The organism is Streptomyces sp. SudanB5_2050, from assembly GCF_964272335.1.
In the GTDB taxonomy this organism is placed as follows: domain Bacteria; phylum Actinomycetota; class Actinomycetes; order Streptomycetales; family Streptomycetaceae; genus Streptomyces; species Streptomyces rochei.
Genome location: NZ_OZ186760.1, coordinates 1,187,887 through 1,207,815, shown reverse-complemented (window position 1 = coordinate 1,207,815; position 19,929 = coordinate 1,187,887). Strand labels below are relative to the sequence as shown.

General features: G+C 72.6%; 22 protein-coding genes. 13 read left to right on the top strand and 9 right to left on the bottom strand.

Going from position 1 to position 19,929, the window contains the following annotated elements; translation table 11 throughout:
* Window positions 1–24: 24 nt before the first annotated feature.
* Window positions 25–480 (top strand): DUF6214 family protein, encoded by a 456-nt coding sequence (locus tag ACFZP7_RS05175; protein WP_086875454.1) that lies wholly within the window; start codon window positions 25–27, stop codon window positions 478–480.
* A 12-nt stretch (window positions 481–492) separates the two neighbouring features.
* Here ACFZP7_RS05175 and ACFZP7_RS05170 read toward each other — a convergent pair whose 3' ends face one another.
* Window positions 493–1,152, bottom strand: coding sequence for a DUF305 domain-containing protein (locus ACFZP7_RS05170; RefSeq protein WP_019327377.1), 660 nt, complete (start codon window positions 1,150–1,152; stop codon window positions 493–495).
* A 207-nt stretch (window positions 1,153–1,359) separates the two neighbouring features.
* Between ACFZP7_RS05170 and ACFZP7_RS05165 the strand changes: the two genes are divergently transcribed.
* Window positions 1,360–2,862 (top strand): LVIVD repeat-containing protein, encoded by a 1,503-nt coding sequence (locus tag ACFZP7_RS05165; protein ID WP_125537500.1) that lies wholly within the window; start codon window positions 1,360–1,362, stop codon window positions 2,860–2,862.
* Here ACFZP7_RS05165 and ACFZP7_RS05160 read toward each other — a convergent pair.
* From ACFZP7_RS05160 to ACFZP7_RS05145, 4 genes are all read right to left on the bottom strand, one after another.
* Window positions 2,850–3,560, bottom strand: coding sequence for a TetR/AcrR family transcriptional regulator (locus ACFZP7_RS05160; protein WP_385633961.1), 711 nt, complete (start codon window positions 3,558–3,560; stop codon window positions 2,850–2,852). The genes ACFZP7_RS05165 and ACFZP7_RS05160 overlap by 13 nt on opposite strands.
* Before the next feature lie 214 nt (window positions 3,561–3,774).
* Window positions 3,775–4,467: a phosphatase PAP2 family protein gene (locus ACFZP7_RS05155; protein WP_385633960.1), complete on the bottom strand. Its 693-nt coding sequence runs from the start codon at window positions 4,465–4,467 to the stop codon at window positions 3,775–3,777.
* Between the two features lie 98 nt (window positions 4,468–4,565).
* A complete protein-coding gene (locus ACFZP7_RS05150; RefSeq protein ID WP_109203438.1) occupies window positions 4,566–5,501 on the bottom strand; it encodes a M56 family metallopeptidase in 936 nt (311 codons plus the stop codon).
* Window positions 5,502–5,659: 158 nt separating this feature from the next.
* Window positions 5,660–6,223 carry a DUF5134 domain-containing protein gene (locus tag ACFZP7_RS05145; protein WP_030974312.1) on the bottom strand — a complete coding sequence of 188 codons (564 nt, stop codon included), beginning with the start codon at window positions 6,221–6,223 and terminating at the stop codon, window positions 5,660–5,662.
* 227 nt (window positions 6,224–6,450) lie between these two features.
* On the opposite strand from ACFZP7_RS05145, the gene ACFZP7_RS05140 reads away from it, so the two are divergent.
* Complete coding sequence (locus ACFZP7_RS05140; protein ID WP_127436534.1) at window positions 6,451–8,139, top strand: FUSC family protein; 1,689 nt, start codon at window positions 6,451–6,453, stop codon at window positions 8,137–8,139.
* On the top strand, window positions 8,136–8,708 hold the full coding sequence (locus tag ACFZP7_RS05135; protein ID WP_019327370.1) for a MarR family winged helix-turn-helix transcriptional regulator: 573 nt from the start codon (window positions 8,136–8,138) through the stop codon (window positions 8,706–8,708). The genes ACFZP7_RS05140 and ACFZP7_RS05135 overlap by 4 nt, the downstream gene beginning before the upstream one ends.
* An 85-nt stretch (window positions 8,709–8,793) precedes the next feature.
* Here ACFZP7_RS05135 and ACFZP7_RS05130 read toward each other — a convergent pair whose 3' ends face one another.
* On the bottom strand, window positions 8,794–9,558 hold the full coding sequence (locus ACFZP7_RS05130; RefSeq protein ID WP_019327369.1) for a VOC family protein: 765 nt from the start codon (window positions 9,556–9,558) through the stop codon (window positions 8,794–8,796).
* Window positions 9,559–9,723: 165 nt separating this feature from the next.
* Complete coding sequence (locus tag ACFZP7_RS05125; RefSeq protein ID WP_031018699.1) at window positions 9,724–10,116, bottom strand: VOC family protein; 393 nt, start codon at window positions 10,114–10,116, stop codon at window positions 9,724–9,726.
* A gap of 74 nt (window positions 10,117–10,190) precedes the next feature.
* On the opposite strand from ACFZP7_RS05125, the gene ACFZP7_RS05120 reads away from it, so the two are divergent.
* Window positions 10,191–10,730: a GNAT family N-acetyltransferase gene (locus ACFZP7_RS05120; protein ID WP_385633959.1), complete on the top strand. Its 540-nt coding sequence runs from the start codon at window positions 10,191–10,193 to the stop codon at window positions 10,728–10,730.
* Between the two features lie 51 nt (window positions 10,731–10,781).
* On the opposite strand, the gene ACFZP7_RS05115 is transcribed toward ACFZP7_RS05120, so the two are convergent.
* The gene (locus ACFZP7_RS05115; RefSeq protein WP_019327366.1) at window positions 10,782–11,465 is read right to left on the bottom strand and encodes a glycerophosphodiester phosphodiesterase family protein; all 684 of its coding nucleotides are present in this window, start codon (window positions 11,463–11,465) and stop codon (window positions 10,782–10,784) included.
* Between the two features lie 227 nt (window positions 11,466–11,692).
* On the opposite strand from ACFZP7_RS05115, the gene ACFZP7_RS05110 reads away from it, so the two are divergent.
* From ACFZP7_RS05110 to ACFZP7_RS05095, 4 genes are all read left to right on the top strand, one after another.
* Window positions 11,693–13,096, top strand: a complete 1,404-nt coding sequence (locus ACFZP7_RS05110) for a DUF6421 family protein (protein ID WP_385633958.1) — start codon at window positions 11,693–11,695, stop codon at window positions 13,094–13,096.
* Window positions 13,097–13,152: 56 nt separating this feature from the next.
* On the top strand, window positions 13,153–13,899 hold the full coding sequence (locus tag ACFZP7_RS05105; RefSeq protein ID WP_019327363.1) for an SDR family NAD(P)-dependent oxidoreductase: 747 nt from the start codon (window positions 13,153–13,155) through the stop codon (window positions 13,897–13,899).
* Window positions 13,896–14,966 (top strand): threonine aldolase family protein, encoded by a 1,071-nt coding sequence (locus ACFZP7_RS05100; protein ID WP_385633957.1) that lies wholly within the window; start codon window positions 13,896–13,898, stop codon window positions 14,964–14,966. Before ACFZP7_RS05105 ends, ACFZP7_RS05100 begins: the two co-directional genes overlap by 4 nt.
* Window positions 14,967–15,047: 81 nt before the next feature.
* Window positions 15,048–15,620, top strand: coding sequence for a transglutaminase family protein (locus ACFZP7_RS05095; RefSeq protein ID WP_385633956.1), 573 nt, complete (start codon window positions 15,048–15,050; stop codon window positions 15,618–15,620).
* A 10-nt stretch (window positions 15,621–15,630) separates the two neighbouring features.
* On the opposite strand, the gene ACFZP7_RS05090 is transcribed toward ACFZP7_RS05095, so the two are convergent.
* Window positions 15,631–16,359: a 1-acyl-sn-glycerol-3-phosphate acyltransferase gene (locus tag ACFZP7_RS05090; protein ID WP_030974320.1), complete on the bottom strand. Its 729-nt coding sequence runs from the start codon at window positions 16,357–16,359 to the stop codon at window positions 15,631–15,633.
* A gap of 375 nt (window positions 16,360–16,734) precedes the next feature.
* Between ACFZP7_RS05090 and ACFZP7_RS05085 the strand changes: the two genes are divergently transcribed.
* The 4 genes from ACFZP7_RS05085 to ACFZP7_RS05070 all read left to right on the top strand — a co-directional run bounded on the left by ACFZP7_RS05085 (window position 16,735) and on the right by ACFZP7_RS05070 (window position 19,745).
* Complete coding sequence (locus tag ACFZP7_RS05085; protein WP_260612927.1) at window positions 16,735–17,058, top strand: thioredoxin family protein; 324 nt, start codon at window positions 16,735–16,737, stop codon at window positions 17,056–17,058.
* A 146-nt stretch (window positions 17,059–17,204) separates the two neighbouring features.
* Window positions 17,205–17,714 carry a flavin reductase family protein gene (locus ACFZP7_RS05080; RefSeq protein ID WP_030974324.1) on the top strand — a complete coding sequence of 170 codons (510 nt, stop codon included), beginning with the start codon at window positions 17,205–17,207 and terminating at the stop codon, window positions 17,712–17,714.
* Between the two features lie 221 nt (window positions 17,715–17,935).
* Complete coding sequence (locus ACFZP7_RS05075) at window positions 17,936–18,724, top strand: electron transfer flavoprotein subunit beta/FixA family protein (RefSeq protein ID WP_029393765.1); 789 nt, start codon at window positions 17,936–17,938, stop codon at window positions 18,722–18,724.
* Window positions 18,725–18,782: 58 nt separating this feature from the next.
* Window positions 18,783–19,745: an electron transfer flavoprotein subunit alpha/FixB family protein gene (locus tag ACFZP7_RS05070; RefSeq protein WP_019327356.1), complete on the top strand. Its 963-nt coding sequence runs from the start codon at window positions 18,783–18,785 to the stop codon at window positions 19,743–19,745.
* Window positions 19,746–19,929: the final 184 nt, after the last annotated feature.

Sequence of the window (19,929 nt, the reverse complement as noted above, 5' to 3'; positions counted from 1 at the left end):
GATCGCTGTCCGGACGACGGCGAGGTGTCCGTGCGGCAGACCTGGGTGGTGCGCGAAGGCGCCGGCGACGCCTCGTGGTTCGACGTCCGGCTGAGCTTCGCCGACGGTGCGCGGCTGGAGGCGCTCGCCGTGCTGTCCCACCGGGGGGTGCGGATCGAGGACGTACGGGCGCAGCCCCCGCTCTCCCTCGACGACCTGGCCGTGCTCGCCGAATGGCTCGAGCACCCGCTGCTCGCCGCCTGCCTGCCGCCCTGCGCCGGTGCGGCGCCGGTCGCGGCGCGGCGGGCCCGGCCCGCCCGGCCGGGCGGCAGGGAGGAGCGTCGGCTCGTCGCCGAGCGGTACCGGGCCGCCCGGGAGGAGGGCGGTGACCCGGTCCTGGCGGTGATGCGCGCGACCGGGCACAGCCGGCGCAGGTCGCTCAGGCTGATCGGGCAAGCCCGCGACGACGGCTTCCTGAGTCCGCGCCGCGCACGGCGCTGAGGTGGCGGGGCGTCAGAGCATCCCGCGCATCCGGGAGATCTCGCTGGTCTGCTGAGCCACCACGTCGTCGGCCATCTCCTCCACCTGCACGTTGTTGCCCTGCGACTTGACGTCCGTGGCCATGCTGATCGCGCCTTCGTGATGGGTGATCATCAGCGTCAGGAAGAGCTGGTCGAAGGCCTTGCCCCGTGCCTTGCGCAGCTTCTCCAGCTGGGCCTCGGTCGCCATCCCCGGCATCCCGGCGTGGTGGTCGTGACCGCCGCCGCTCTCCTCCTTGCCGTGGCTCTTCAGCCAGCCCTTCATCGCCTGGATCTCCGGCCCCTGTGCCGCCGAGATGCGCTCGGCGAGCTTCTTCACCCGGCCGGACGCCGCCTGGCGAGGCACCAGTTCGGTCATCTCCAGGGCCTGGGCGTGGTGCTGGATCATCATCCGCGCGTACGACACGTCCGCCGAGTTGGGGGAGTCGTCGTCGGCGCGCTGCTTCTCGGCCTCCTCGGCGGACAGGGTGCGGTTGCCCCCGCCCGGCTCGCCGGGGGCGATCACCGAGGGCCCGGCCGCGTTCGCGGTCCCGCCGTCCGGGCCGGAATCGCAGGCCCCGAGCCCGAGCACGGCCAAGGCGGTCAGCGCGGCCGTGACGAGCGACGCGCGGGTCGACGCGGGGCGGAAGGGCACAACGACCTCCTGTGACTGGGGGTGCCCCCAAGGGGGAAGCGACGCGGAGCACCTCGTGAGTGCGATGACCGTCTTAGCACGCTTCCGCGTGCCACTGATCAAAAAACTTCATTGCGATCCTGTTGCCCCCTGTTGGTATGTGCATGGCGAAGACGATACTGCGGGGTGCGTGAGCCGTTCCGACGGAACGGACGTAGGGAGGAAACAGTGATCCTGTTGAACGACCCGCGAACGCGGCGCAGACGTCTGGGAGTCGCGGCGGTCGCCGCCGGTCTCCTGTCCGCGCTGCTCACGGCCGGTCCGGCCGTGGCGACCCCGGACCCCGGAGACGCCCCGGCGACGTCGAAGGAGGTGTCCAAGAGCGCGCGCGCCGAAGTGCGCGACGCCATCCAGGGCGGCGAGATACCCGGCCAGGACCAGGTGGTCCACTCGGACAACATCGAGCACCTGGCCAACATCCCCAAGGACGCGCTGCCCGGCACCAACTCGGACCTGGCCTTCCAGGGCCGGTACGCCTTCGCCGGCAACTACGACGGCTTCCGCATCTTCGACATCAGCAACCCGAAGAAGCCGAAGACCGTCGCCCAGGTGCTGTGCCCCGGCTCGCAGAACGACATCTCCGTCTCCGGCGACCTGCTGTTCCTGTCGACCGACTCCTCGCGCAGCGACAGCAGTTGCAACAGCACCACCCAGCCGGCGACCGAGAAGTCCTCCTGGGAGGGCATGAAGGTCTTCGACATCAGCGACAAGCGGAACCCGAAGTACGTGGCGGCCGTCGAGACCGCCTGCGGTTCCCACACCCACACGCTGGTGCCCGAGCGCAAGAACGTCTACATCTACGTCTCCTCGTACTCGCCGAACGCCGCGTACCCGGACTGCCAGCCCCCGCACGACGGCATCTCCGTCATCAAGGTGCCGCGCAAGGCGCCCGAGCGGGCGGCCGTGGTGGACTTCCCGGTGCTGTTCCCGGGTGAGGGCCCCGACGGCGGCGGCAACCCGGGCGGGCCGACCAACCCGGGCGTCTCCAAGACCACCGGCTGCCACGACATCACCGTGCTGCCCTCGAAGGACCTGGCGGCGGGCGCCTGCATGGGCGACGGCATCCTGTTCTCCATCGAGGACCCCGAGCGGCCGAAGGTCATCGACCGGGTCCAGGACAACGTCAACTTCGCCTTCTGGCACTCGGCCACCTTCAACCAGGGCGCGAACAAGGTCGTCTTCACCGACGAGCTGGGCGGCGGCGGTGCCGCCACCTGCAACGCGGAGATCGGCCCGAACCGCGGCGCCGACGGCATCTACGACATCGTCGGCCGGGGCGACCACCGCAAGCTGGTCTTCCGCAGCTACTTCAAGATCCCCCGCCACCAGGCGGACACCGAGAACTGCGTGGCCCACAACGGCTCGCTGATCCCGGTCAAGGGCAAGGACATCATGGTCCAGGCCTGGTACCAGGGAGGTGTCTCGGTCTGGGAGTTCACCGACTCCTCGCGTCCGAAGGAGATCGCCTACTTCGAGCGCGGGCCGCTGAGCACGGAGGCCATCTCCACGGGCGGCTCCTGGTCGGCGTACTACTACAACGGCTACATCTACTCGAACGACATGGCGAAGGGCTTCGACGTCCTCAAGCTCAGCGACCGGCGCACCGACCCCGCCAAGCGGGTCCACCTGCGTGAGCTGAACACGCAGACGCAGCCGGACTACTTCGACTGAGCCGTGCGGCCGGCCGGGTCCTGCGGGAGCGGCCGGCCGGACACCCCGGTCGCGAAGAACCGCGACAGGTCCGTGTCGCACGAGGTCCCGTCGGGCGCCGCGGCGTCCGGCGGGACACCCAGCTCCCAGGCCAGCCGGTAGCGCTTGAACAGCTCGGCGCGCAGCACCGGCACGGGCATCGGCACCCCCGGCACCAGGGCGGCGAACACGGCGCCCATCAGCAGCGCCCGCAGCATCGGGTAGTCGCGGTCGACGTCCCGCGAACCGTGCCGGGCCACGGTGTCCCGCAGCAGCTCCGCCAGCCGCCGTTGCTCCGGGCACGGCACGAAGCCGACCTCGGCCTGGAGCAGCCCCGCCATGTGCTGGCGCATGAGGACCGGCCGCTCGCGGGCGAGGCCCAGGATCGCGTCGATGGCCCGTGCCATCCGCTCCGCGCCCTCGTCGGTACGGGGCTCGCGCTCCAGCGCCTCCTCCAGCGTGCGGTGCATCAGCCGGTGCACGGCCGACTGCACGAGCTGGCGCTTGCCGGGGAAGTAGTACGAGACCAGGCCGCGTGCGGAGCCGGCGCGGTCGGCGATGGCACCCAGGGTGGTGGCCTCGTACCCGTGCTCGCCCACCAGCTCGACCGCCGCCTGCAGGAGCCGCTCCTTGGAACGCCTGCGCAACTCTTCATTGACCGAGGCGCTGCGCGGGGACATCCTTTACTCCTGCGTTGACTGGCCGACAGCCAACTATACTCGGCGCAGGCGGACGGACCTGGTGTCCGGTCCGGCCACCGTCTGCCTCGGGCGACACGGGGGATCGTCCGAGGCGGACGGGCACCTCGGGTGGTTGCCTCGGGCTACGGAGACGATCGGCGAACCCTCCCCACCACGGAGGACGAGACGCCGCGCCGGCCGACAGGGACGCGGCCTACGGCGTCGACGCAACGGTCCCGGGTCGACGGCGCCGGTGGACGAGTGCCGCGAGGGCCACCACCAGGGCGCCCAGGAGCCAGCCGCCGAGGACGTCCGTGGCCCAGTGGACGCCCAGCCAGACCCGGGTCACCCCGACGCCGGCCACGGAGACCACCGCCGCGGCCAGGGCGGCGCGGCGCACGCCGTCGGCGGCACCGTAGTGGTGGACCAGCCAGACGAGCAGGCCGCACACGAACGTGGCGGTCATCGCGTGCCCCGACGGGAAGGCCGCGAAGTGCGCCGAGTCCACGGGGTCGGGCCAGACGGGACGGGCGCGGTCCACGGCCGCCTTGAGGAGCTGCTGCAGCAGACTTCCCAGCAGGCACGCCGCCCCCAGCCACACGGCCGTCCACCGGTCCCCGCGCCGGAACCACAGCCACAGCACCACCGCCGCGCACAGCAGCCGCATGGTCCAGGTGTCCCACACCCAGTCGGTGAGGATCCGCATGGCGTGCGTGATGCCCGGCTCCTCGACCGCCCAGCGGTGCGTCGTGCCGGCGATGTCGTCGTCCAGGTCGATCAGCGGACGCCATTCGAGGGCCACGAGGGTGAGCAGCAGCGCGGAGCACACGGCCAGCGTCCAGGTGACGCGGAGCGCGGTGCGGGGCCGCGGGGGACGGGGCGGGGAGTCGACGGGGTGCGTCTGCATGGTGCGATACTCGCCGAAGCGGAGGGTTCGAAACCAATTCACCCGGCGTTCGCCGGTTTCCGGGCCCTGCCGAGGGGCGGGAGAGGGGCGACGGCGGCCTAGCCCAGCGCCCGCAGCCCGGGTACGAAGGCCACCAGGACCGGGACCACCGGCACCAGCGCGGCCGCCGCCGTCAGCCGCAGCCGACGGGCCGCCGACAGCCGGTTCGGCGGGGTGAGCAGCCGGTGCACGCGCTGCGGGACGTGGGCCTGCGCCGACGGGCAGGGGCCGAACACGCCCCGGTCCTCGTTGAGTTCCACCAGGGCCAGCGCGGTCGTCAGCCGGCCGAAGCGGCGGGAGGCGACGTCGTCGGCGGCGAGTTCCACCAGGCGGTGCATCTCGTCGCGGAACGCGGCGAACACCGGCACCTGCGGGAACCCGTCGGCCAGGGCGGCCGAGCAGTGCAGCAGCCAGTCGTGCCGGGCCTGCGCGTGCCCCTTCTCGTGGGCGAGCACCGCGTCGAGCTGCCGGCCCTCGAGGCGGCGCAGCGCGGCGGTGGTGACGACCAGCTGCGGGGGAGTGCCGGGGAGCCACCAGGCGTCGGGCCGGTCGCCCTCGAGGACCACGAGCCGGTCCGGGCCGGGCGTCTCGCCCGGCAGCAGGGGAGCGCGGCGCAGGAGTTCGGCGCGGCGCTCCCGGCGCCGGGCCCGGGCCCGCACAATCTCGCGCGCCAGCATCGCGGCGCTCCACAGCCCGGCGCAGGCCAGTGCCACGGCTGTGGTGTCCGCCCAGAGCCCCGACGTGCCGAGCGCGTACGCCTCCACCACCGGCCGCGGCGCCGTCGCGAAGACACGGCCGCCCACCGCGTGCCAGGCCGCCGCCGCGCTGAACGTCATCGACAGCGCGCAGCACACGAGCACGGCCGCCACCACGCACTGCCACACCCACAGGGCCACCACCGGTTCACGGTCCGGCCAGTCGGCGCGGGCGAGCAGCCTCGGGGCGAGCACGGCGGTGAGGGCGCCGAGCAGCATCAGTGCCGCGGGGAGGATCATGGGGGCAGCCTATGAGCGCGGCGCCGCCCGCAGTGCGGCCCGCGGCACAAAGTGACGCAGACAACCAACGATCGCGCGCGGTGGGCCGGGCGGGGACGCCCATCGGTGCCGAGGTCGGGTGCGGTGCCGGTGCCGGTCCGACCGTCGGCCGTCGGGTGTCACATGGTCAGCAGCATGGCCAGCATCGCGATGCCCATCGAGAGCCGGCACGCCCGCGCCAGCTCCGGCCGGTCGCCCCACCCGGCCGCCGCTCCGCTCCCCGCCGCACCGCCCCCGGCGACGGCGGCCACCGGCAGGAGGCGTACGCCGGTCAGCAGCACGTACCCGGTGAAGTAGAGGAGCAGGGCCCCGGTCAGCAGCGGGACTCCGGACGGGCCGTGCCCATGGGCGTGGGCGGGGGAGCCGGCCATCGCCAGCGCCATGTACACCATGGCCGCGTCGCCGACGAGGTGGTGGAGGTGGTGCCGTCCGGTCCGGGCCGCCCACAGGGCGCGCAGCCCGGCGGCGCCGAAGACCGCCGCGTAGACGGGCCAGGCCCAGGCGGGCGGGGTGAAGACGGCGGCGGGGACGGCCATGGCGGCCATGCCGAACCCCATGAGCGCCTCGCCGCCCGCGGCGCGGCGCTGCTCCTCGACGCCGCTCCGCATCCGCAGCAGGCAGTACGCGCCGGTCGCCGCGCACAGCGCGACGAGCAGCCACCCGGACGACGCCGGTCCGTGCACGTGTGCCTCCCCCGCTCGCGGCTCGACGGCCGCTCCCCGACGGTCGGTCAAGGTCTGCCCGGGACATGCGGCGCGCACGCGAGCGCAAGGGTGTACACGGGGGGTACCGCGGGGGAGCACGACGCGTCGCCGCTGGTCGGGGCGATCGGCCCCGATCGGCCCCGACCGGCCGAGTGCATCACCCCGAGAGGTTATTTACAGGTAAAACACCTGTTAACCTTTTACTCATGAGCAGTGCGACCCCCACCCCCGGCACCTCGCTCGGCCGCCACCTGTCCCTGACCGGTGTGCTGGGCCTGCGCCGTCCCTCCGAGATCTGGTTCAAGCCCGCCCTCAGCTCGGTGGCCGCCGTGGCCCCGCCCAACCTGATCCTGCTGGCGCTCGGCCGGCTCGACCTGGCGATGTACACCATGGCCGGGTCGCTGTGCGCCCTCTACGCGCACAACCGCCCCTACGCCGCCCGCGCCCGCGTCCTGGCCTGGGTGGTGCTCGGCATGCTCGGCGGGGTCGCCGTCGCCCTGGTCACCGCCTCGCTCACCCGGAACGCCGTCGTCCTGGTCACCGTCGGCGCCCTGCTGGCGGCCGCCCAGAAGACACTGTGCGACGCCACCCGCATCGGGCCGCCCGGCAACGTCATCCTCACCTTCATCAGTTCCGCCGCCCTGTTCGTCCCGCAGACCTTCGCGCAGATCCCCGGGCACCTGGCCCTGGGCGCCGCCGCGGGCGCCTGGGCCTGGATCGTCGGCATGGCGCCCGCGCTCGTCCGCCCGCACGGCCCGGAACGCCGGGCGACCGCCCAGGCGCTGAACGCCGCGGCCGCGTACGCCGACACCCGCGGCACCGGCGACGGCCACACCGCCGCGCGCGCCGCCGGGTACGCCGCCGTACAGGCCGCCTGGCAGACGCTGCTGGCCCTCCCCGCGCAGGGGACCCGTGCCACCACCAGGCGCGCCCTGGAACACCTCGTCGTCCGCGCGGAGGTCGCGCTCGCCGCGCCGGCCGACGCGGAGCCGGAGCGGTTGCGCGACTGGGCCCGCGCCCTGCGCGGCACCGGCCGGATCCCGCGGACCGGTCCCGTGCCGGGCGCCGCCGACGAACTCCTGGGCGTGGACACCGAACTCGCCGCGCCGCCCGCGCCCCTGTGGCGGCGGCTCGGCCCGCTGGCCCCGATCGCCCTGCGCACCGCCCTCGGCTGCGCCCTGGCCGGCTACGCCTCCCTCGCCCTCGGCATCGGCCGCCCGTACTGGGCCCTGGTCACCGCCGCCGCGCTCTACCAGGCCAACCTGACCCTGACCTGGAGCCGGGCCGTCCAGCGCGTCGTCGGCAACCTCGCCGGGGTGCTGCTCTTCGCCGCCCTGGCCCCGCTGGCCCACCTCGGCCAGGCCCTCCTGGTGCTCTTCTGCCTCGCCCTCAACTTCGGGGCGGAGGCGCTGATCACCCGCAACTACTGGCTCGGCAGCGTCTGCGTCACCCCGATGGCGCTGCTCATCACCGAGTTCGCCGGCTACCAGCGGCCCGGCGAGCTGATCACCGAGCGCGTGGTGGACACCCTGGTCGGCGCCCTGGTCGGATTCCTCGCGGCGGTGGTCGTCACCAACCGGCGCGCCGGCAGCCGCGTCGGACAGGCGGTGGGCGTGGCCGACCGGGCCCGGGAGCACGCCGCCCGCCTGCTGGCGGAGCCCGACCCCGCCCCCGCTGCCCTGGAGGCCGCCCGCCGCGCTCTGGCCGCCGCGCTGACCGACCTGCGGGCCACCGTCGACGCCGCCGCGGGCGAATGGTGGGGAGGCGCGCTGCCCCAGGAGAGGGTCGTGCTCGCCGAGCAGGCCGGACACCGTACGCTCGCGGCAACGGTGCGACGCCAGGCAGCGCGTGCGGACCGGGACACGCGCACGAGGACGGAGGACGTACGGCCATGACGGCAACCGACGGGGGCTCGGCGACCGGGGGCGACGGGGGAGCCGGTGACACGGGGCAGGGGCCGGGCGGGGACACCGTCGCCGCGGTCGTGCGGCAGTGGCGGGCCGTCCACCCCGGCCTCGACACCGGACCGATGGAGATCATCGGCCGGATCAACCGCTGCGCCGCCCTGCTCCAGCAGGCCGAGGACGCCCCGCTGCGCCGGGCCGGGCTGAGCCGCGCCGAGTTCGACCTGCTCGGCGCCCTGCGCCGCACCGGACACGAGCTGACCCCGGGCGACCTGGCCCGCGAGACCTTCTCCTCCGGCGCCGCGGTCACCAAGCGCCTCAAGCAACTCACCGAACGCGGACTGGTGGAGCGGCGCGGCGACACCCGCGACCGCCGGGTCGCCCACGTCCGTCTCACGGACACCGGCCGCGACCTGGTCGACGGCATCCTGCCCGAACAGCTCGCCTACGAGTCCGCCGTCCTGTCCGGCGTAGCGGGACCCGACCGGGAGGAGCTGGCGGCGCTCCTGGGGGTGCTGCTGGGCCGGCTGGAGAGCCGTCCGCAGGCACTGCGGATCTGAGGTCCGAGGGAGGACGGGGGCCGGGGCCGGGCGGGCTCCGGGGGTCCGAGGCGGGCGCCGGCCCGCCCGGCATCGCGAGGGCCGATCAGCGCTCGTCGCCCGCCCGGTACACGCCGAACATCGCCCCCTGGGGATCCCGGAGCACCGCGATGCGGGGCCCGTCGGGAGGCGAGGTGGGTTCCATGAGCACGGTGCCGCCGCCGTCGGTCGTGTCGGCCGCGGCGGTGTCCACGTCCTCCACCGCGAAGTACGGCAGCCAGTGGGCCGGGACCTCGTGCGGGAACTTGTCGTCCATCGTGACCATGCCGCCGAAGTCCGCGCCGGCGATGCCCCACTGCGGATAGCGGTCCGACGCGGACACGGTCCAGCCGAAGACCGTGGTGTAGAAGTCGGCGGCCAGGTCCGGCTCCCGGGTCAGCAGTTCCACCCAGCCGAGCGCCCCGGGCGCGTTGAAGAGGCCGGCGCCGGGGAACGACCGCCCCTGCCACATCTGGAACACCGCGCCGCCCGGGTCGGCGGCCACCGCGAACCGGCCGGAGTCGAAGACGTCCGTGGGCTCCTGCAGCACCGTCCCGCCGGCCGCCGCCACCTGCCGCACGGCGGTGTCCGCGTCGCGGACCGCGAACGACACGTTCCAGGCGACCGGCTGCGCCGGCTGGTACAGCGGCGTCAGGGCGGCGACGGCCGCGTCACCGAGCCGGGCGATCGTGTAGCCGCCCGCCTGCTGCCGGGAGTCCGTCTCGGGACGCCAGCCGAACAGCGCGGTGTAGAAGCGCCTGGCCGCTTCCAGGTCACTGGTTCCCAGCTCGGCCCAGCATGGGCCGCCGGGCACCGGTTCGTGGAGCTTCATCGCGTGGGCGTCCTTCCGCTCGGCCGCAGACCCTTCCCACCCCTCCAGCACGCTAAGGCCGGGCCCGGACCGCGGCCATCCGGGCAGCACCGCACCGGCCGCCGCCGGGACCGCCCCGGGGTCGGCGGGGACCACCCCGAGGTCGGCCGGGACGGTCCCGGCGGTTCAGATCCCCGGCCGGTAGCGCAGCGGATGGTCCGCCGGCACCTCCACCAGCACGATCTGCGTGCCGTCCGGGTCCGCGATCCACATCTCCACCAGGCCCCACGGCTCCCGCACCGGCTCCCGCACGATCTCGACGCCCTTGCCCCGCAGCTCGTCGTGGGCCGCCGCCGCGTCCGCGACCTGGAGCCACAGCTTGAGCGCGGGAGTCACCGGCGCCTCGGCGCGCCCGGACACCTCCAGGAAGCCGCCGCCGAGGAAATACACGGTGCCCCGCTCCGGTCCGGTCCCGAACTCCCGGTGGACGGCGAGGCCCAGCTGCTCGCCGTAGAACGCCCGGGAGCGGTCGGGGTCGGTGGGGCGGAGCAGGGTCCGGCTGCTGAGTACATGCACCATGCGGCCGACACTAGCGGCGGCGTTACTCTCTTCGGTGCCCCCGCCGCGCCCGAGCACGAACCGGAGACGCCCCCATGGACACCACCGCCGGCCACCTGACCTACCGCGACGCCACCGACGCCGACGTGGACGAGATCGTCGCGCTCATAGAGTCCGCCTACCGGGGCGAGGCCAGCCGCGCCGGGTGGACCACCGAGGCGGACATCCTCCAGGGGCAGCGCACCGACCCGGAGGGCGTGCTGGAGGTGATCAAGTCGCCGGACAGCCGCCTGCTGACGGTCGAGCGGGACGGCACGGTCGTGGCCTGCTGCCAGCTCGAGCACCGCGGCGCGCACGCCTACTTCGGGATGTTCGCGGTCAGCCCGGCGCTCCAGGGCGCGGGTCTGGGGAAGACGATCATCGCGGAGGCGGAGCGGCAGGCCCGGGCGACCTGGGGCGTCACCGAGATGCACATGACCGTGATCTCCGTGCGCGAGGACCTCATCGCCTGGTACGAGCGCCGCGGCTACCGCCGTACGGGAGAGATGACGCCCTTCCCGTACGGCGACGAGCGGTTCGGCATTCCGCAGCGGGACGACCTGCAGTTCGAGCTGCTGGTCAAGCCGCTGGCGTGAGGCGGCCCCGGCCGCATGGGTCCCGGCCGCCCGCGTCCCGGCCGGCGCCGCTCAGGCGGTGAAGCGGCCGGTGCGCTTGATCTCCGGGTAGTCGGTCGTCGCGCCGTCGAGGCCCAGGGCGCGCACCAGCCGCAGGTGATCCTGGGTGTTCACGGTCCAGGAGAAGACCCTCAGGCCCTCCTTGCGGGCCTTCTCGACGATCTCCAGCGTGATCCGGTTGATGTCCAGGCACAGGGAGCCGGCACCCGCCGCCACCGCCCGGTCCACGACCTCGGGGCCGTAGAACTGCGCGACCAGCGCGGTCCGCACCCCCGGCACGAGCCGGGCGATCTCGACGATCGCCTCGTCGTGGAACGAGATGACCTCCACCCGGTCCGCCAGGTCCCGCCGCACCATCACCTCGGCGAGCGTGCGGGCGGCCGCGACGTCCTTGATCTCGGCCTGCACCGGCAGCGAGACGGCGTCCAGCACCTCCTCGAAGACCGGGACGCGCTCCCCGCGCCCGGCGTCCAGCGCGCGCAGCTCCTCCAGGGTCTTGTCGGCGATCGCGCCGGTGCCGTCCGTGGTGCGGTCCACGTCCGCGTCGTGCATGACGACGAGCGCGCCGTCCTTGCTCAGGTGCAGGTCCAGTTCGACGACGTCGAGGCCGGCCCGCTCGGCGGCGACGAAGGAACGCAGGGTGTTCTCCGGTTCGACACCCATCGCTCCGCGGTGCCCGATGGTGAGGAAGTTCAAGGCTCGACTCGCTTCCGTAGACGGCGGCGATGGCAGGGCGCAGCCTAACGGCCCTGCGGGACCGTTTCCCCGCTGCCGCGCTGGGTATACGGAATCCGGCATCTCGCAGGAAAAAATGCGGTGAACCCTGGGGTGCGGCAGGATTATTTACGGATGCTCCCCTTGAAGGGAGGAACCTCGTACGCATACGGTGTCCTGACGCAAGCTTCTCCTGTGGAGGATGGGACATGACGGAAATTCTTGTGCAGGTCGGTGCGGAGGAGAAGGTTCCTCCGGCGAGCAGGGTGGTCGAGCACCCGGCGTGGCCCGTGCTCAAGGATGCCGTGGAGCGCATCAGGCCCTGGCAGTCCAAGGACGGGTCGATCGACTTCGACGCCGAGGGCGCCCCGGAGCGGGCCGTCGCCGAGGACGCCGTGCGCCGTGTCGCCGGTGCCGTCGAGGAGCTGTCCCCGCTGCTCCCGCACGACCGCGCCTACCATGAGGCGCTGGTGAAGGACCTCGGCCGCTGGGCCGACGGCGGCTTCCGGGTGCCCGACTTCCTCGACTCGCTGCTGGCCTTCCAGCCCGCCGCGAACCGTGCGGACGGCCTCCAGCACCTGGTCGTCTTCCCGATGTACACCCAGAACGGCAACCCGGACCGCAACCTCGAGGCGGTCGTGCTGCGCATGGTCTGGCCGGACTGGCTGGCCGAGCTGGAGCGCACCCGCTACGACAACCCGCTCTTCTGCGGCATCACCTTCGAGGACTTCACGGCCGGCTACGACACCAACTCCGCCGTGCTCTTCCCGGAGACCATCGCCGTGCGCGAGGCCCCGGAGCGCTTCTCCTGGGGCGGCATCTTCTGCGACCGCGAGGCCGCCCGCTTCCGTCGCGTCACGGACGCCGCCGTCGGCATCCTGGGCCTGGAGCTGCCCGAGGACGTCGCCGCGATGGTCCACGACCAGAAGCGCTGCGAGGAGGCGTTCGTCCTGTGGGACATGGTCCACGACCGCACCCACAGCCACGGCGACCTGCCCTTCGACCCGTTCATGATCAAGCAGCGCCAGCCGTTCTGGATGTACGGCCTGGAGGAGCTGCGCTGCGACCTCACCGCCTTCAAGGAGGCCGTGAAGCTGGAGGCCGACGGCGTCCCGCAGGCCCGCGACGTGCAGTACGCGGTCCTCTTCGACCGCATGTTCCGCTTCCCGGTCACCGGCGAGCGGGTGCGCAACTACGACGGACTCGGCGGCCAGCTCCTCTTCGCCTACCTGCACAAGCACGACGTCGTCCGCTGGACCGACAACAAGCTCTTCATCGACTGGCAGCGCGCCCCGCAGGTCACCAACCAGCTCTGCGCCGAGATCGAGACCCTCTACCGCGACGGCATCGACCGCCCCAAGCTCGTCCACTGGTTCGCCGGCTACGAGCTGGTCTCCACCTACCTCGCCCCGCACCCGGGCTCGAAGTGGGCCAAGGGCCCCGACGCCCTGGACCTGAGCCTGCCGCCGCGCAAGCTCGTCGACGACGTGCTCCCGGACGAGTTTCCGCTGAGCATGTTCTACGAGGCCCTGTCCAAGAAGCTGAAGAACGTGATCGCCTCCACCAAGGGCATCACGGCCTCGGCCGACGACGCCGAGCGGGTCGCCGCGTGAGCGACGGCACCGGCGGGCAGGAACAGGCACGGCAACAGGCTCGGGAGGCGAGGACCATGGGGAACGGGGCGCTCGACGGCGCGGTGATCGCGGTGGCCGGGGCGGGCGGACCCGCCGGACGGGCCGCACTGCTGCGGCTCGCCGAGGCGGGCGCGACGGTCGTCGGCTCGGACAACGACCCGGAGCGGCTGGCGGAGGCGGTCGACGCGGCGCGCTACGCGCACGGCGGCGCCGACGTCACGGGTGAGACGGTCGACCTGCTCGACCTCGACTCCACCCGCGCGTGGGCCGACCGCATCGAGAAGGATCACGGCCGTGTCGACGGCCTGGTCCACCTCGTCGGCGGCTGGCGCGGCAGCCAGACCTTCACCAAGACCGACCTCGGCGACTGGGATCTCCTGGAGAAGCTGCTCATCCGCACCGTGCAGCACACCTCCCTCGCCTTTCACGAGGCCCTCCAGCGCAGCGACCGCGGCCGCTACGTCCTGATCAGCGCCGCCGGCGCGTCCAAGCCCACCGCGGGCAACGCCGCCTACTCGGCCGCCAAGGCCGCGTCCGAGGCGTGGACGCTGGCCATGGCGGACTACTTCCGCAAGGCGGGGGGCGAGCAGGGGCCGACGTCCGCTGCTGCGATCCTGGTGGTCAAGGCGTTGGTGCACGACGCGATGCGCGCCGAGCGTCCCAACGCGAAGTTCGCGGGCTTCACGGACGTGCGTGACCTCGCCGAGGCCGTCGCCGGAGTCTGGGAGAAGCCCGCCGCGGAAGTGAACGGAAACCGTCTGTGGCTCACCGAGAAGCCGTGAACCCCCCGAAGACCGACGCGCGTCGCCACCACGACCCCGAGGTCCGCGGTTTCGCCAGTGACAACTACGCCGGCGCGCACCCCGAGGTGCTCGCCGCGCTGGCCCTGGCCAACGGCGGACACCAGGTCGCCTACGGCGAGGACGAGTACACCGAGAACCTCCAGCGGGTGATCCGCAGCCACTTCGGCTCCGACGCCGAGGCCTTCCCGGTCTTCAACGGCACCGGCGCCAACGTCGTCGCGCTCCAGGCGGTCACCGACCGCTGGGGCGCGGTGATCTGCGCCGAGAGCGCGCACATCAACGTCGACGAGGGCGGCGCCCCCGAGCGCATGGGCGGCCTCAAGCTGCTCACCGTCCCGACCCCCGACGGCAAGCTCACCCCCGACCTGATCGACCGGCAGGCGTACGGCTGGGACGACGAGCACCGCGCGATGCCGCAGGTCGTCTCGATCACCCAGAGCACCGAGCTGGGCACGCTCTACACGCCGGACGAGATCCGTGCCATCTGCGAGCACGCCCACGCGCACGGCATGAAGGTGCACCTGGACGGCTCCCGGATAGCCAACGCCGCCGCCTCCCTGGACGTGCCCATGCGCACGTTCACCAACGCGGTCGGCGTCGACCTGCTCTCGCTCGGCGGCACCAAGAACGGCGCCCTGTTCGGCGAGGCGGTCGTGGTCCTGAACCAGGACGCGGTGCGCCACATGAAGCACCTGCGCAAGCTGTCCATGCAGCTCGCCTCCAAGATGCGCTTCGTGTCGGTGCAGTTGGAGGCGCTGCTCGCCAAGGACCTGTGGCTGCGCAACGCCCGCCACTCCAACGCGATGGCGCAGCGCCTCGCCGAGGGCGTGCGCGCCGTGCACGGCGTGGAGATCCTCTACCCGGTGCAGGCCAACGCGGTCTTCGCCCGCCTGCCGCACGAGGTGAGCGAGCGTCTGCAGAAGCGGTTCCGCTTCTACTTCTGGGACGAGGCCGCCGGCGACGTGCGCTGGATGTGCGCCTTCGACACCACCGAGGACGATGTCGACGCCTTCGTCGCCGCCCTCAAGGAGGAGATGGCGCGCTAGGCACCCCCGGGGATGCATAGGTATGCGGTCACCTGAAAAGTCATTGACTGGCGGGTGATCGCGTTCCTATGCTCTGCGGGCATGGAGCTGATCCAGCAGAACCCCGACCTGTCCGCCTACCTGGACGCCGACGAGGTGATCGACCATGACCACCCGTCGGTGCGGGAGGTGGCCGCGAGACTCGCCAAGGAGGCGGAGGACTCGTATGCCTATGCGCGGCTGGCCTTCGAGTTCGTGCGCGACACCATCCCGCACTCGCAGGACTCGGGTGATCCGCGCGTCACCTGGCGGGCCTCCGACGTCCTGGAGCGGCGCACCGGCATCTGTTACGCCAAGGCCCACGCGCTGACCGCGCTGCTGCGCGCCGAGGACATTCCGACGGCCCTGTGCTACCAGCGGCTCGACGTGGTGCACGGACTGGTCGCCGTACGGTTCGACGGGGCCTGGCACCGGCAGGACCCGCGCGGCAACAAGCCCGGCGTGGACGCCAGGTTCTCCCTGGGGCGGGAGCGGCTGGCCTTCACGCCGGACCGCGAGGCCGGGGAGGCGGACTACCCGCAGCTGTACGCCGCGCCGCATCCGGCGGTGCTGGCGGCCCTGCGGGCGGCCACCGACCGGGCGCACCTGTGGGCGACGCTCCCGGCCTCGCTCTGAGGCGTCCGGTTCAGTGCGCCTCGGCGGTGCGCAGCTGCTCCGGCGTGGGGGCGGTGCCGCCGAGGTGGGCCGGCATCCACCAGGTGTCGTCCGCGCCGCGCGGGCGCACCGGGTAGGCGCGCTGGGCCGCCTCCAGCAGCTCCTGCACCCGCTCGCGCAGCCGGCGGGTGATGGCCCCCGCGTACTGGTCGCGGGAGGCCTCGATCGCCTCGCCGACCCGGATGGTGATCGGGGTGTGGCTGCGCTTGAAGTTGCGCGGGTGGCCCTTGGTCCACAGCCGCTGCGTGCCCCAGACGGCCATCGGGACCAGCGGGACGCCGGCCTCCTGCGCCAGGCGCGCGGCACCCGACTTGAAGCTCTTCAGCGTGAACGACTCGGAGATCGTCGCCTCCGGGAAGACGCCGACGATCTCGCCGGAGCGCAGCGAGTCCAGGGCGTGCGCGTACGCCGCCTCGCCGCGCTTGCGGTCCACGGGGATGTGCTTCATTCCGCGCATCAGGGGACCGGACACCCGGTGCCGGAAGACCGACTCCTTCGCCATGAAGCGCACCAGCCGCTTCTGCGGCAGTGCCGCCAGGCCGTCGAAGATGAAGTCCAGGTAGCTGATGTGGTTGCTCACCAGTACGGCGCCGCCCGAGCGCGGGATGTTCTCCGAACCCTGGCAGTCGATCTTGAGGTCCCACACCTTGAACAGGGTGCGGGCGAGACCGATCGCCGGGCGGTAGACGAGTTCAGCCATGGGCGGGTCGAACCCTTCCTTGTCAGCCTGGGAAGGGAAACTCCCAGTCGAAAGTTACGCAGCCGTAGGTTTACGGCTTGTCGCAGATCGTGCCCCAAGAACGGCCGGTGTACCAGCCTTGGTGCCCGCAGTCGGCGAGATCCTCATCACGTCAGCGGACGCTTCGTGGCCGAAAATCGATGGCGCAGCGGGAATCTCCTCCGGCCGGGGCACGCTGAACGGAGGGACGAACGGACCGGTGGCACGCCTGCGGCGTGTCCATGAGTGCCGCGAAGGCGGCGGAACGAGGGTGCGCGGGTGCACGGTCAGGACGAGGTGAGGAGTCCGGATCCATCCCCCGGTCCGCGGTCCCGTGAGTCCGGTCCGGGCGGCGCCGTGGGCGACCGCCGGCTCGGTCCGGCCGACCTCGGCGCGGACCTGGGCGCTCGCGCCACACTCGTGCAGTTCTCCAGCGCCTTCTGCGCCCCCTGCCGTGCCACCCGGCGTGTGCTCGCCGAGGTGGCCCGCATGGTCCCCGGTGTCGCCCACGTGGAGGTCGACGCCGAGGCCCGCCTCGAACTCGTCCGTTCGCTCGGCGTGCTCAAGACGCCGACCGTGTTCGTCCTCGACGCGGCCGGCCGGATCGTGCGGCGCGCCGCCGGGCAGCCGCGCAAGGCGGACGTGATCGCCGCGCTGGGCGAGGCGGTGCGAGTGGTGTGAGTACCGTCACGCCGCCCGTGAGGCGTTCTCCACAGCTTCCACATCCCGGGACGTAATTGACTGTGTGTGCCATCCGTCGTCAGCCTGCCCGTACGGCCCAGGTCCCGGCCCCGCGGACCGAGAAGCAACGCAGAAGGACTCCCCGTATGACGGCCACACCCGGCCTCACCGCGTCCCCGCTCGCCACCGCCGACCTGCTGCGGTCCGCGTTCCGGCGGCACGCCGCGGGCGTCGCGGTGATCACCGCGCGGGGGGAGGCCGGCCCGGTCGGCTTCACCGCCACCTCCCTCACCTCGGTCTCCACCGCACCGCCCCTGCTCTCCTTCGGCATCGGCACCGGCTCCTCCAGCTGGCCCGTGGTCTCCGAGGCCGAGTACGTCGGCGTCCATGTGCTCGGCGAACACCAGGAGGACCTGGCCGCCACCTTCGCCCGCAGCGGCGCGGACCGCTTCGCGGCGCCCACCGCCTGGCGCGACGGCCCCGAGGGCGTGCCGGTCCTGGACGGCGTCCTCGCCTGGCTGGTGTGCCGGATCGTGGGCCGGGTGCCCGCGGGGGACCACCGCGTCGTACTGGCCGAGGTGCTGCTCGGCGACCCCGAGGGTGCCGGGCGCCCGCTGCTGTACCACCAGGGGCGTTACAACGGCCTGCGCGACTGACCGCGTCCCGGGACGGCTTCTGCGAAGCGGTCGAGTTCCGGTTACGCTGCGTTGCGAAGGTCACAGTTCAAAGCGCTTGCTTAGCGGGCAGGGACTGGGTGTACTGACGAGTAATATTTCGGGACGGAGCGCAGGTCGCCCCGCCCGGGATCGGCCGCTTGGGGCGCCTATGCTGCCTGCAAGAGGCAGCACTGAAATGTCGACGCAGTAGGAGAGCCGGCGTGAGCTTGAGGATCGTTGTCACTGTGAAGTACGTGCCCGACGCCACTGGCGACCGGCACTTCGCCGATGACCTGACCGTCGACCGCGACGACGTCGACGGTCTGCTCTCCGAGCTGGACGAGTACGCGGTCGAGCAGGCGCTGCAGATCTCGGAGAACTCCGACGACGACGTGGAGATCACCGTCCTGACGGTGGGTCCGGAGGACGCGAAGGACGCGCTGCGCAAGGCGCTGTCCATGGGCGCGGACAAGGCGATCCACGTCGAGGACGACGACCTGCACGGCACCGACGCCATCGGCACCTCGCTGGTCCTGGCCAAGGCGATCGAGAAGGCCGGGTACGACCTGGTCGTCTCCGGCATGGCCTCCACCGACGGCACCATGGGTGTCGTCCCGGCCCTGCTCGCGGAGCGCCTGGGCGTGCCGCAGGTGACGCTGCTTTCCGAGGTGTCGGTCGAGGACGGCACCGTGAAGGGCCGCCGTGACGGCGACGCCGCCACCGAGCAGCTGGAGGCCTCCCTGCCGGCCGTCGTGTCGGTCACCGACCAGTCCGGCGAGGCCCGCTACCCGTCCTTCAAGGGGATCATGGCGGCCAAGAAGAAGCCGGTGGAGTCCTGGGACCTGTCCGACCTCGACATCGACGAGGACGAGGTCGGTCTCGAGAACGCCTACACCACGGTCGAGTCCGCGACCGAGCGCCCGGCGCGCACCGCGGGCACCATCGTCAAGGACGAGGGCGAGGGCGGCAAGCAGCTCGCCGAGTTCCTCGCGGGCCAGAAGTTCATCTGAGCCCCGCCGGTTCCGCCGACCGCCCCTCACATCTCGCAAGCAGGAGAGAAGAAGTCCCATGGCTGAAGTTCTCGTCTACGTCGACCACGTGGACGGTGCCGTCCGCAAGCCCACCCTGGAGCTGCTGACCCTCGCCCGCCGCGTCGGCGAGCCCGTCGCCGTCGCGCTGGGCAACGGCGCCGGCGACACCGCCGCCGCCCTCGCCGAGCACGGCGCGGTCAAGGTCCTCACCCACGAGGCCGCCGAGTACGCCGACTACCTGGTCGTCCCGAAGGTCGACGCCCTCCAGGCCGCCGTCGAGGCCGTCTCCCCGTCCGCCGTGCTGGTCCCGTCCTCCGCCGAGGGCAAGGAGATCGCCGCCCGCCTGGCGCTGCGCCTGGGCTCCGGCATCATCACCGACGCCGTCGACCTGGAGGCCGGCGACGAGGGCCCGGTGGCCACGCAGTCGGTGTTCGCCGCCGCCTTCACCACCAAGTCCCGTGTCTCCAAGGGCACCCCGGTCATCACGGTCAAGCCGAACAGCGCGGCCGTCGAGCCGGCCCCGGCCGCCGGCGCCGTCGAGGCCCTGTCGGTCACCTTCTCCGCCGCCGCGACCGGCACCAAGGTCACCTCGCGCACGCCGCGTGAGTCGACCGGCCGTCCGGAGCTGACCGAGGCCGCGATCGTCGTCTCCGGCGGCCGTGGCGTCAACGGCGCGGAGAACTTCGCGATCATCGAGGCGCTCGCCGACTCGCTCGGTGCGGCCGTCGGTGCCTCGCGCGCCGCGGTGGACGCGGGCTGGTACCCGCACACCAACCAGGTCGGCCAGACCGGCAAGTCCGTCTCGCCGCAGCTGTACATCGCCTCCGGCATCTCCGGCGCGATCCAGCACCGCGCGGGCATGCAGACCTCGAAGACGATCGTGGCGATCAACAAGGACGCCGAGGCCCCGATCTTCGAGCTGGTCGACTACGGCGTCGTCGGCGACCTCTTCGACGTCGTCCCGCAGCTCACCGAGGAAGTGAAGTCCCGCAAGGGCTGAGCCCTCCGTCAGGACGCCGGCCTCCAGGACCCGATCGGGGTCCTGGAGGCCGGCGTTTTCTGTCGTACGGGACGGGTGCGGGCCTCCGCGCGGCCGAGGGGCGGAACACCGCCGGGAAGAGCGGCCACCGTTCCGGTCTCCACCATTTCTCCACCATGATCACTACAACCCTGTTCGGTGGTGA

What these genes read in the sequence shown, in the direction of transcription:
- ACFZP7_RS05135 (WP_019327370.1), top strand. Translation starts at nt 8,136, where the DNA reads ATGACGGCAACCGACGGGGGCTCGGCGACCGGGGGCGACGGGGGAGCC.
- ACFZP7_RS05160 (WP_385633961.1), bottom strand. Translation starts at nt 3,560, where the DNA reads ATGTCCCCGCGCAGCGCCTCGGTCAATGAAGAGTTGCGCAGGCGTTCC.
- ACFZP7_RS05120 (WP_385633959.1), top strand. Translation starts at nt 10,191, where the DNA reads ATGGACACCACCGCCGGCCACCTGACCTACCGCGACGCCACCGACGCC.
- ACFZP7_RS05080 (WP_030974324.1), top strand. Translation starts at nt 17,205, where the DNA reads ATGACGGCCACACCCGGCCTCACCGCGTCCCCGCTCGCCACCGCCGAC.
- ACFZP7_RS05155 (WP_385633960.1), bottom strand. Translation starts at nt 4,467, where the DNA reads ATGCAGACGCACCCCGTCGACTCCCCGCCCCGTCCCCCGCGGCCCCGC.
- ACFZP7_RS05110 (WP_385633958.1), top strand. Translation starts at nt 11,693, where the DNA reads ATGACGGAAATTCTTGTGCAGGTCGGTGCGGAGGAGAAGGTTCCTCCG.
- ACFZP7_RS05095 (WP_385633956.1), top strand. Translation starts at nt 15,048, where the DNA reads ATGGAGCTGATCCAGCAGAACCCCGACCTGTCCGCCTACCTGGACGCC.
- ACFZP7_RS05140 (WP_127436534.1), top strand. Translation starts at nt 6,451, where the DNA reads ATGAGCAGTGCGACCCCCACCCCCGGCACCTCGCTCGGCCGCCACCTG.
- ACFZP7_RS05125 (WP_031018699.1), bottom strand. Translation starts at nt 10,116, where the DNA reads ATGGTGCATGTACTCAGCAGCCGGACCCTGCTCCGCCCCACCGACCCC.
- ACFZP7_RS05105 (WP_019327363.1), top strand. Translation starts at nt 13,153, where the DNA reads ATGGGGAACGGGGCGCTCGACGGCGCGGTGATCGCGGTGGCCGGGGCG.
- ACFZP7_RS05090 (WP_030974320.1), bottom strand. Translation starts at nt 16,359, where the DNA reads ATGGCTGAACTCGTCTACCGCCCGGCGATCGGTCTCGCCCGCACCCTG.
- ACFZP7_RS05130 (WP_019327369.1), bottom strand. Translation starts at nt 9,558, where the DNA reads ATGAAGCTCCACGAACCGGTGCCCGGCGGCCCATGCTGGGCCGAGCTG.
- ACFZP7_RS05070 (WP_019327356.1), top strand. Translation starts at nt 18,783, where the DNA reads ATGGCTGAAGTTCTCGTCTACGTCGACCACGTGGACGGTGCCGTCCGC.
- ACFZP7_RS05150 (WP_109203438.1), bottom strand. Translation starts at nt 5,501, where the DNA reads ATGATCCTCCCCGCGGCACTGATGCTGCTCGGCGCCCTCACCGCCGTG.